General features: G+C 41.4%; 8 protein-coding genes. All 8 read right to left on the reverse strand.

What is annotated here, in order from left to right:
• Window positions 1-71: 71 nt before the first annotated feature.
• The 8 genes from ACFSX4_RS06450 to ACFSX4_RS06485 all read right to left on the reverse strand — a co-directional run bounded on the left by ACFSX4_RS06450 (window position 72) and on the right by ACFSX4_RS06485 (window position 12137).
• Window positions 72-452: a YisL family protein gene (locus ACFSX4_RS06450; RefSeq protein WP_377772718.1), complete on the reverse strand. Its 381-nt coding sequence runs from the start codon at window positions 450-452 to the stop codon at window positions 72-74.
• Between the two features lie 82 nt (window positions 453-534).
• Window positions 535-1437 carry a fumarylacetoacetate hydrolase family protein gene (locus ACFSX4_RS06455; protein ID WP_377772720.1) on the reverse strand — a complete coding sequence of 301 codons (903 nt, stop codon included), beginning with the start codon at window positions 1435-1437 and terminating at the stop codon, window positions 535-537.
• Window positions 1438-1494: 57 nt separating this feature from the next.
• Entirely contained in the window at window positions 1495-2589 is a 1095-nt protein-coding gene (locus ACFSX4_RS06460; protein WP_377772722.1) for a DUF418 domain-containing protein, read from the reverse strand.
• Window positions 2582-6034 carry a helicase-exonuclease AddAB subunit AddA gene (gene addA, locus ACFSX4_RS06465; protein WP_377772724.1) on the reverse strand — a complete coding sequence of 1151 codons (3453 nt, stop codon included), beginning with the start codon at window positions 6032-6034 and terminating at the stop codon, window positions 2582-2584. The genes ACFSX4_RS06460 and addA overlap by 8 nt, the downstream gene beginning before the upstream one ends.
• The gene (locus ACFSX4_RS06470) at window positions 6015-9512 is read right to left on the reverse strand and encodes a PD-(D/E)XK nuclease family protein (RefSeq protein WP_377772726.1); all 3498 of its coding nucleotides are present in this window, start codon (window positions 9510-9512) and stop codon (window positions 6015-6017) included. Before ACFSX4_RS06470 ends, addA begins: the two co-directional genes overlap by 20 nt.
• A 46-nt stretch (window positions 9513-9558) precedes the next feature.
• On the reverse strand, window positions 9559-10116 hold the full coding sequence (lepB, locus tag ACFSX4_RS06475; protein ID WP_377772728.1) for a signal peptidase I: 558 nt from the start codon (window positions 10114-10116) through the stop codon (window positions 9559-9561).
• 12 nt (window positions 10117-10128) lie between these two features.
• On the reverse strand, window positions 10129-10728 hold the full coding sequence (locus tag ACFSX4_RS06480; RefSeq protein ID WP_377772730.1) for a TVP38/TMEM64 family protein: 600 nt from the start codon (window positions 10726-10728) through the stop codon (window positions 10129-10131).
• Window positions 10729-10808: 80 nt separating this feature from the next.
• Window positions 10809-12137 (reverse strand): glucose-6-phosphate isomerase, encoded by a 1329-nt coding sequence (locus ACFSX4_RS06485; protein ID WP_377772732.1) that lies wholly within the window; start codon window positions 12135-12137, stop codon window positions 10809-10811.
• Between the last annotated feature and the right edge of the window lie 81 nt (window positions 12138-12218).

The following is a 12218-nucleotide window of genomic DNA, read 5'->3' on the forward strand; positions in this document are numbered from 1 at the left end:
CAAACCGGAATTAACCGGTTTGTTTTTATTATTAGATAATAAGCCCCCGCTATTATGCTGACAATTCTCGATTATAGTACGCCGAGTGGTAAATAAGTACCAAGTCCGACTGTAATAATAATCAGTACCACCGCAACAATCGCAATTTTGTTTGCTGCCGGTGATTGTTTTTTGAGTCTGACCAGTGTGCTTTCCATAAGAGCAACTGAGAACAGGCCGAATAATACTTTCAAGCCATATTCCATATGTGATCCTGCGTTTGAAATACCGTCCATATTTTGAATATAAACGATTAACCCGCTCGCTATAACGAGTATATAGAACAGGCGCAGTACCATATGAAGAATTTTAGGCAGTTTATTTTCCGGACTGCTGTCTTTCTTGTAAAGCACGTATACGACTACAAACAAAATAATCGCAAGCACAATGGAAGTCAAATGTAAGTGCAACATTAGAGTCTTCCTTTCTAAAAATCATTTTCTATATAAATTCCGTCCACAATTATAGCATATACACATATACCACGATATGCGTTTATTCTTCAATATGTGTCGTTAATGTGCCAATTCCGTTAATGGAAATTCTCACTTCATCGCCCGGCTGTAAAAACTGCGGCGGCTGCATACCTGCACCGACGCCGGCAGGTGTACCTGTCGCAATGACATCACCCGGTACGAGTGTCACATATTTAGAAATCTCTGCAATCAGCTCATCAATTTTAAGCACCATATCCTGTGTTGACCCGTCCTGACGGATTTCATCGTTCACTTTAGTAACGATTGATGTTTTTTCAGGTGCCGGCAGTTCATCCTTAGTAACGATAAACGGTCCCATCGGGCAGCTGCCTTTTAAGCTTTTAGATAAGAATGCCTGTGCATGCTGTTTCTGCAGATCTCTTGCTGTAATATCATTGATGATTGTATAGCCGTAAATATGATCAAGTGCCATGTGGCTCGGGATTTTTTCACCACGTTTACCAATCACAACACCGAGCTCACCTTCATAATCAAGTGAAGACGTAATGTCCTGATGATTCGGGATTGTTGCCTCATCACCGACAAGACTTGTTGTTGCTTTTGTAAATACATATAAGTTATCGACGCTGTTATTTAATTCCTCAGCATGCTTCTGATAGTTACGCCCGAGCGCAATCACATTATTCGGCGGTGTCACAGGAGCTTCAAATTTAATATCGGCAAACGGTGCTTTATATTTTCCTGCATCCCCTGCCTGCTCTGCTTTCTCCACAATTTTTCTTACGATCTCTTGAAAATCCAAAGTATTGTATTTCTGTATTCCTTCAAGTAAAGTTTTAGGATAATCCGCATCTTCGCCAAATTTCTTAAATAACTTCGGCAGAATCCACGCACTTTCTTCTCTCTTTACCTTAACACCATATTCTGTTTTACCTTCATATTCAAAAGTCAAAAATTTCATGGATTTCGCTCCTTATTATATTCTTTTAATCATTATAACAAACATCCAATGATATGTTTATTTTATTCTGTTTATTACAACAATATCTTCAAGTGATTTAATATTAAAGCGCTGAATTAAATTCATGATGACCACTACTGCCAGATAAATGACAAAAGCAGCACCTGTCACCGCTGCGATTGACAGCTCACCGTATAAGCTGAATCCGATACCGTAAGATAAAAACATCATTACGATATTAAATAGTACATAGGCTGTCAGTGCATGCCGGCCTGTATCCGACAAAATTTTCACGAGCTTCTCCGGCAGGAACAATCCCGCCATCAATAAAACAAGATATATCCCTGCTGCCAGCAGTCCGCCGCCGATTACTTCACCGACTGTAAATATACTGCTTGAACCGAGAGATACGACCTGCAGCAGTTTAATTGTAATACCGCCCCCAAGTACTACGAGAGCAAGAAACGTCATCATACCGATGTTCTTTTGTATATACTTCAGCACACTGAAGCGGTACATCGTAATACCGAGCAGTGTATACGGCAGAATTGAAATGACATTATTATAAATTCCCGGCCACAGACTGTCACGCATCACTTCAAGATTGATGCCGACCATTGCCAGATAATCACTGCTTCTAAAGACGCTTGAAAACTCATTGACCTCCTGGATGTTTGTGTATATCTGATCATCCAGACTGCTGTTAATCAGAAGTTCGAAGAAGCCGTTTACCATAATATGAATGAGCATCAAAACCGCAAACGATGCGAGAACCACCCATCTGTTCACTTTCAGGAATAAACACCCGATGATGGTCACCAGTGCAATGACCGGTAGTGTGTCATAGCCGAAAACAAGTATTGACTGGACAACGCCGATAATCATTACGCTGGCCATTGTTAAAACTGCTGATTTTGTACCATATGCATCGAGACTGCTGATGAGACTGCCCAGTATCATGGCGGCAAGCGGAACTCCGACACCGCCTGAAAACAGATTAAATATTTGAAAATGATTCAGCTCACTGCCCTGAAAATACTCATAAGGATTTAAATGTTCATACGGCAGTAAAAAATATAACGCATTCATCAAAAAGATAAATATCAGTGCAGCACCAAGTGTAAAAAAAATATTGATTTGATCTTTATTCAACTTCAATCGCTCCATAATCAAAGAAATATAGGTATACTTTAACATCTTTTTGTAAAGCTTTCTCTGCAGAACGCTTATAAATATCCATCTGGGTGTAATAACGGTTCAATAAATCGTCACGTGTCAGCTGTCTTTCTTTCACCTTATCCGTCTTATAATCAATAATCACGTAGTTTCCGTCTACTTCAATGAGACAGTCCATGATTCCCTGGACGATCTGATCATCATAATCCGAATAGCCGATTGCTTTTTGATTCATGATAAACGGAATTTCAGTGTGTACATTCTCAGCCCGGCCGAGCAGCTCACGCATCTCCGGATGACTGATAAACCGGTCAATGTTTTCAAGCATTTTTAAAATATGTGTTTCTGTAATAAATGCCTCGTCCTTCATCTTGCCGCGTACGAGCATTTCTAAATATTTCTTCTGTTCGTCATCGTCCATTTTCATGAGGATTTCAAAGTGGTTCACGACATGTACCATCACCGCATGCATTAAAGTACCGAACACCGGTGCATCCACTGTTTCATTCATAAAGTTCGGTTCTCTCAAATTCGGTTCCCTGTCATGCCTGATGACGTAACTGTCGTCAGGCACCGGTTCATTTTTACGTTTGATTTCCGACACAGACTCTTTATGGACCACTTCAGTATCTTCTTTATGGGCATACTGATATGTTAAACTCTCTTCAATCCATTCATTCCGGTCAACCTGAACCTCCTGTATGTCCTGGAGTGTGTGATGATGATATGAGACTGACTCAGGCTCTTCAAGCTCACTGATTTCCTTAACGGTGAACACATTATTCTCTGTCTGATTCAAATGCATCAAAACCGGCAGAATTAAATCCTGGACATTCGTAATGTTCAGCCGGTCATCTGTCAGTATCATGCCGCCCTCATATTTGAATTTTTCCTTATATTCACCCTTAAATACAAACGGCATAATCAACTGATCAACCGCACGTGTCATCGCAACATATATCAGCCGCATCTCCTCTGAAATCATTTCTTTTTTAATTTCATTTGAAACTGCAGACGCATGAATACTCGGAAGTACCGCTTCAACATCCGGCAGATAACGCTTAAAGGCAATGCCTGAGTCCGGGTGCACAATGACTCTGCTTCTTAAATCACTTAAATTTAAGTTCCGGTACAAACCGGCATAAATGACATACTTAAACTCAAGTCCTTTCGATGCATGAATGGTCATCACACGGAGGGTATCATCTTCTTCTGTCACTGTATTCTCTTCACCGAAATCCTGGCCGTCCTCAATCATCTGACGGATGAAGGAAATAAATTCATACAGTGAAATATGCGACATACCTTCAAATTCAAGCGCTTTTTCAACGAGACCATTTAAATTGGCACGTCTTGAAATACCGCCCGGCAGTCCTGAGAAGTATTCGAGCAGATTAAATTCATAAAAAATATCATCAATCAGCTGCGGTACACTTAAGTATCTTGCTCTATTGACAAGAAGTGCGAGTGCCTCTTCAAATGTACGGATGGCATCTTTGACAGAATCGTCACCCTCATACTCCTTCATCGCCTCATACAAATATACACTGTCTCCAGAGCTTCTGATTTTTGCGATATCATCTTCCGTAAAATCAAACATCGGCAGCCGCATCATGCCTGTTAAATGGTCATCCTGAAGCGGGTTATCAATCACAGATAAAATACTCAGCATCGTCCTTATTTCAAGAGTGTCAAGGTAGCCGGAACGGTTATTTACGTACACAGGAAGATCCGCTTCACTGAGCAGCTTTCTGTATGTCTCATTGTCTCTCGAATTCCTCGTGAGAATCACAATGTCGTTGTAATCGGCACCTTTTCTGACTTTATCCTTAATCTCACGGACAATATGACGGATTTCAGCATTGTCACCCAGTGTATCTGTCTCTTCAATAATATGAATTTCCTGAAGCAGCGGTTCCTCATTTAAATAATTCCCCTGAACGAGCTGATGGTTTTCATCATAAACAATCTCGCCTACTTCCTCATCCATCATGCGTTCAAACAACCTGTTCGTTAAGGACAGTACTTCCCCTCTTGAACGGAAGTTATGATTCAAATTGATTAACCTGCCGGAATTACTTCCTGAGAACCGTTTCGATTTTTCAATAAAGAGCGACGGGTCCGCCTGTCTGAATTTATAAATCGACTGCTTCACATCACCCACCATAAACAAGTTCCCGTCAGACTCACCGCCGGTCTTAAGAGATGTAATAATTGCCTCCTGCACCCGGTTGATATCCTGATATTCGTCAATCATGATTTCCTTAAACTGTTCCTGATACTCTTTTTTCTGTGCGCCGTCATCCGCATTTAAAATTTCAAGCGCGTAATGTTCATAATCCGAAAAATCCATTTCATTGCGTTCAAGTTTCTGACGCCTGAATGAAGTGAGGACTTCCTGTGCGATGTCGACCAGTACATTATTCATACCGTTCATCGGGGACAGTTCCTGCCGCACCGCTTCAAGGTCATACTGTTTCATGCCGTATATATCTTCATAACGCTTCTTCACCCGGGCATGGACATTTTTCAACGCTTCTTTTTCTTCTTCATCCGCAACTTTTTTATAAAAATTGTGACGACCGTCTTTTAAATTAAACGGTGTCAGCTGAAACATTTCCTGCTGCCGGTTTTTCATCACTGCATTTTCTACAGAACGTTCCAATGACTGAAGCGCATCAAAGGCGTCTCTGACTTGAGTTTCTTTAATCTCTTCATGCGTCACTGTGTGATACATCGCCTTCAGTGTACCGAGATCCTTAGTCAGTGCAGAGAGCTTATTTGAAAGCATATGATTATAGTTGTTCAGTATTTCAAGGAGTCTTTCATCATTAATATACTGGTCTTTATTCCGCTCCAAAAACTGTTTTGGATCCGGACTCGCAACCGCAGTGTAGTATAAATTTCTGATTTCAGCTGTCATACCGTCATTACTTTTATCACTGGACAGCATCTTACTCAGCTGATGGAAGGTCTCATCGTCTGATTTATAATAGGACTCAAGTGTATTATTAATCGTATAATCCAGGCGGATTTTCATTTCTACATCACTGAGTGTTCTCATGTCGGGAGAAACACCGATGGCATTGTAATGCATTTTAATCAAATACAGACAGAAGCTGTGCAGCGTTGAAATATGGGCCTCTTTTAAATTGATGATTTCCTCATAAAGTCTCGGCTCTTTCGTTTCATCAAATTTCTGCCTTAAAGCACGTTCAATTTTATCTTTCATATCACGGGCACTGGCATTCGTAAACGTGGATACGAGTACCTCGTCGATCCGGTATTCACCGTTCACAATCTTCTGGATAATCCGTTCAACAAGGACAGTCGTCTTACCGCTTCCCGCTGCTGCCGCGACAAGTATATCCGAGCCCTTCGCATCAATAGCTTCTCTTTGTTTAGGCGTCCACTGGACCATGACTCAGCACCTCCTGTTCGAATTTCGCAATGTCATCCTCAGTTAAATCATCTGTTGTAATGTCTTCTCTGTTCATCAGAATATCAATCTGGCAGGCCGCTTTAAAGTCACAGAAGCTGCACGGCAGCTGTCCGGTTTTCGATGCCTTTGGATTGACCTGATTCATCCCTCTGTATATATCGTCCGCCGCCTGTTTATACTGATTCAGTACATATTCACTGTAGGCTTTAAACAGCGCAGGAGAAAAATACCTGCCTTTTGTCCGTGAGTTTATTTTACCTGCTTTCGATACAGTCACCGGATAATACGTGCTGTAGCTCCTAAGGTCATCGAATCCCGAGAGCATCCCGGTCAGTCCGACAGAAGTCTCATCAATCTGTCCGTCGTAATCTTCATTTTCATTAATGAAGGCACCGTCCGGACGCATTGCCTTTAACCGCTCCTTTTCAGCTGTATCAAGATTGTCTTCACTGTCTACAGAGAGCACCGGATCTTTCACCGGGAAAAACAGCATACTGTTCGGCTTCACTTCACCGTCAAACAGCATTTCGCCGTTTTCAAGCAGTACATGCATATACGTAATCATCTGAAGCTCAAGTCCGTTCAAAATACCCGATTTTGACAGTTTCCGGTCACTGGATTTGTAATCAATCAAGTTCAGGTAAGACGCACCATTCACTTCATAGGCATCAATTCTGTCAATCTTACCCCGGAGCAGAATTTCTCTGCCGGCATCACTCGTCAATTTCAATTCTCCGAGCTGGTCCTTCTCACTGCCGAACTTCAGCTCGACATAACTGATTTTATAGTCGCCGTTCTTTTCAATATCTTTCATGAATAAAAGGACACGGCTGACGGCATCCTTTGCCCTGTTCTTAAGTGAACGGTAATAGCCGGTATGGTCAAAAATTCCGTGCTGGATAATCTGTGCTTCCTTCTCAACAGATTCACTCACTGCATTCTTAATAACTTCATCTTCATGAATCAGTGTTCTGCCGAGAGTAATGACCACATCTTCAAGGACATTGTGATATAAATTCCCGAGTTCAAGCGGTGCCACCTGATAGGGCACCCTCACGTTTAACTTGAGACCGTAATTTGCAAAATGCTGAAACTGACATCTGAAAAATGATTCAAAGCGGGACACACTCGCATGAATCGGCGTACCGTATAAAGATTCTGCTGTCTCCTGTGATATACTGCGGGCTTTATTATCATATGTTAAATGTCGGTTTAAACGATCAATCATGTTTAAATACTTTGTCCGGTCAAGCACCTGATAAATACTGATCCACACTCTGAACTCCGGATATTCACTGAGTTCTTTTAAACTTCTCTGTGTGGTATGCAGCAGTTCTCTGATTTTCAAATGTATTGTATGTTCCATACTGCCGGCAGAAGACACAAGACGCATTGGTTCGAAGCGGTCAAAGTGTGCTGTCTTTTTAAAGACCGTATTCCGTTCAGGATGTGACTCCCCGGGGAGAATCTCCATTACGAACGGGCTGATTTTAGTCACTTCACCGTTTGTCAGTGTATTTGCGTAACTGATATATAAAGATGTCACCGCCCGCGTAATTCCCATGTAAAATACAAACCGCTCATCCTGTGCAAGTACTTTTGCGCTCGGTGACAGGATAATATCAGACTCCTGAAGCAGGTTTTTCTCCCTGTCCGCAATCAGCGCACTGCTTCTTGTTTCCCTCGGCATCATATTTCTGTTCATACCGATTAAAAATATATGCTTCTTATTTTCAAGTTTCGCGAGATCCAGAGACCCGATAAAAACCTGGTCAATCGTTGACGGCAGCAGATTAAACTCTGCATTTTTCAAACCGTCAATCATCGTTTCGTAAAATGTTTTAAATGTCGTTGTCTCATCTTTAAATACGAGGTAGGCATCATCCAAGAGACGGATAAATAAATGATATACCTGCTCTGTTTCGTCTCTTTTGATGATGTCACGGTGCGCTTCAAGGTGTTTAATCTCTTCATACACCTTCTCCTGTACACCCGCTTCAGAGATGAAACGGTAAATGAGTGTGATGTAGGACTTTACGTCTGATACTTCATCGAAAGACTGATACAAATCCGACAGCCGGTGGAGAATATCATTTTTAAATTGAATCAGTTCTCCGGTCTGACTGCTGATGTCCCGCACTTCAATCTCGCCATCCGTATTTTTAACGAGCAGCTTTTTAAAATGATCGTCATTAAACAGCTGACTGCCGGACAGCCCGCGGGACAGTGCAAAATTCTCAAACTGATCAACCAGTATTTTCTGACTATCGGATGTCAAATAGCCTGTTTTCAGTACATTCATAAATGCCTTAAAATCAAATCTCTGCATATAACAATCAAGAACTGCGATGACGAACTGGACAAACGGATGTGTGTGCATGGCGATTTTCTGATCCATATGATAGGAAATCCTATAACGTCTGAACACACTGTCAATGACCGGACGGTAATTTGAATCCCTGTACATGATTCCGATATCACTGAGCCTTGCCCCGTCTTTCGTCAGCCGCTCAATTTCCCGCGCTACTTCCGTAATTTCTTCGAGAGCTGTCGGGGACTCCGTAATATGTACGCCTTCATAACGGTTGATTTCTTTACCCTCTGTAAAATATTCTTCAAGCTGGACCATACCGATTTTTGATGAACGCCGGTAAGTATCTTCAAATACTTCAATCTGCACGCTGTCCTCACCTGAAATCATCTTAAAACGCTCGATGACTGCATCTGTTTTTCTGAACAGCGCTTTATTCTCACCCTTATGTGTCAGAAGCACTGTCAGCGACTTCACCCGTTCCGATAAAACATACAGAAGCTGAAATTCACTTTCCGTAAAGTTATGAAAGCCATCCACATAAATGACCGCATCTTTTAATGCGTGAATATCATCGTTTTCATGGAGCATGTTAATGAAATGATCCATCAACGAAACATCTTCAATGTTCTCCTGATTAAGCAGCTTCTGCCATGCTTCATAAATGAGTGCGAGATCATGAAACTTATCTCTGTCACGGGACGTACTGCCTTTAATTTTAAACAGACTGTCCACTGTCACCTGATATGCTCTGAACTCCTTCAGCATATCAAGTATTTTTTTTGAAAATTTAATGTAGGCACTTGAATCACGATAGTACTGTAACTCATCTTTTAACGTGTGAAGCAGCTTATGAATCAGCATGACATGACCGCTGTCACTTAATGTTTCACGATTTGAAGTGCCGGTTTCGTTGAATACATGCCACATGAAACGCTGAAAACTGAACACCCCTGTTCTGAGACTCCCGACTCTGCCGGTGTCAGATGTTTCAGTAATAATCTTTTCATACTGGAGCGTATTCTGTGTCGGCGTCAATATATATATATTCGAACCGAGCGGATTTTCATCAGTCAAACGGTCGATTTCATTAAACATCCGTTCGGTTTTCCCGGTACCGCTTTGGCCTGTCCATATATTAATCATTGAATTGTCCCCCTAATATTAAAAAAGCACCCCGGAAGGATGCTTATCAGTCAAAGTTAACTGCTATTTCATTAAACGGCCAGTAACGCAGCTGAACCTTGCCGATGACTTCTTCTTCATCAACCAGTCCAAAATCTCTGCTGTCCCGGCTCACTGGTCTGTTATCTCCAAGCACAAGGAGTTTACCCTCAGGAATTTCATCCACACCGACTTCACTGTCATCTCCGCTGCCGGACGGCAGGTCACTCAATATGAAGTTATCCAGATATGAATCTCCTGTATGTGCAACATAATCCTGGTTCACGGCTTCACCATTGACATACACCTGCTTGTCAATCATTTCAACGGTATCCCCTGCTTCACCGATCACCCGCTTCACATACGCAGGACCTGCTGCCGAATTAAAGACAATCAAATCATCCATATCATATCCGTTAAAGTTATCTATAAACTTATTGACGATTACACGGTCGCCGTCTTCCAGTGTCGGATCCATACTTTCACCGTCCACTGTAAATGAGACGAATAAAAAAGTACGTATGGCAAAAATTAGTACGACCGCAATAACAATCGCCACAAGCCACTCCACTATCTCTTTTTTCACTAAATAACACCTCTAATTTTTAATTTTCCTGTTGATATAGCTCTGGTACCATTTCGAGAATAAATACAATAATACTAAAAATACTAAAGAGATAATCAAGCGTACCGGAGATTCAAAAAATGATGTCACATCATGTCCGACAAATGACATCGATAATATCATAATCAGTTTTGCCGCAATCAATATCAGTAAATACGCCTTTTTCTTAATGTTCGACAGGGCGGCAACCACATTAACAACCGCAGTCGGTGTAAAAGGCAGCGCCAGAAATATAAACATTAAAGAGAATCCGCGTTCATCAATGAATTTTAACAGTCTCTGAAGTTTTTCATGTTTCATAATATATCTTTGCGCCCGTGCTCTGAAAAAATACCTGATTACTAAAAACACCAGATAACTTCCAAGAACTGTTCCGCCGTAACTGATTAAAAAACCAACAATAATACCGAAAGAGTTGATATTAATCACTACAATCGCAAACAGAGGCAGAATCGGCAGAAACGCTTCAAGCACAACAAGCAAAAGACCCGTAATGATACCAAGATCACCAAACTGCTCAAACAAATATTCCAAACCTTCACGGGTGGTTAATAATTCAATCAATCGCTCCAATAATCATAACCTCACAATAATATATAAGGCTATATTTTAATTAAAAAATATAGCCCAGCATTAATATTATTATATAGTTTTTACTTTAATCTGTCATTTAATTGTTCTCTTAAGTCTTCAAAGCCCGCCTTACCGAGAAGTGCAAACATGTTTTTCTTGTATGCTTCAACTCCCGGCTGGTTGAACGGATTGACTCCGAGAAGATAACCGCTTAACGCACATGCGATTTCAAAATAATATACCAGGTAGCCGAAAGTATAACTGTCGAACTTAGGAATCTTCACAACCATATTCGGAACCCCGCCGTCTACATGTGCAAGAATCGTTCCCTGCATTGCTTTTTTATTCACTTCGTCCACTGATGTGCCGACAAGATAATTCAACCCGTCAAGGTCCAGATCATCCTTCTCAATGTTCGCGTCACTGAGCGGTGTCTCCACTTCAATCACAGTTTCCATCAGGCTCCTTTTACCTTCCTGAATATACTGCCCGAGGGAATGAAGATCTGTGGTGAAGTTCGCGCTGTGCGGCAGGATACCTTTGTTGTCTTTCCCTTCACTTTCACCATAAAGCTGTTTCCACCATTCACCGAAATATTGAAGACGGTCATCGTAGTTGACCAGCATTTCAACGTCAAAGCCTTTTCTGTGCAGGATATTTCTCGTAACAGCATACTGGTACGCCGGATTTTTATCAAGTTCCGGCTCATTTAAATCATCCTGTGCACTTTTGGCACCCTTCATCATCTCGTCAATATCAATATCAGCTGCAGCAATCGGCAGAAGCCCCACTGCAGTCAGCACAGAATAACGCCCGCCGACATCATCCGGCACCACAAACATCTCGTAACCTTTGTCACGCCCGAGCTGATTCAAGGCACCCTTTTCTTTATCCGTTGTAACATAAATACGGTCTGTCGGGTCTTCATATTTTTCTTCAATCAGCTGCTTGAAGATACGGAAAGCCACTGCAGGTTCTGTCGTCGTGCCTGACTTACTGATGACATTGATTGAAAAATCTTTATCCGAGAGATAATTTTTAAGTTCATTGATGTAATGACTGGATAAATGATGTCCGACAAAGATAACCTCAGGCACACCTTTATCATTTTTAAATTTAGGGGTTAACATTTCAAGTGCCGCCTTCGCCCCGAGATACGAGCCGCCAATGCCGATGACAACTAAAACTTCAGAATCATTTTTAATTTTCGCAGCCGCTTTCTTAATGCGTGCGAATTCTTCACGGTCGTAATTTTCAAGAAGGTCCACCCATCCTAAAAAGTCACTGCCCGCACCGGTTTTGTCATGAATCATCTGATGCGCCGTATTTACAAATGGCGAAAGTACTGAAAGTTCGTCTTCACTTAAAAAAGATTTTGTGTTGCTGTAATCAAAAGTTACATGTGTCATCTTTAAATATCCTCCATTAAATCGATTAAGTTCATATCTATTGTAGTGAATGTTACCGTCAAATATCAACTATATCATCAA

It is taken from the genome of Corticicoccus populi (assembly GCF_042686195.1).
In the GTDB taxonomy this organism is placed as follows: Bacteria; Bacillota; Bacilli; order Staphylococcales; family Salinicoccaceae; genus Corticicoccus; species Corticicoccus populi.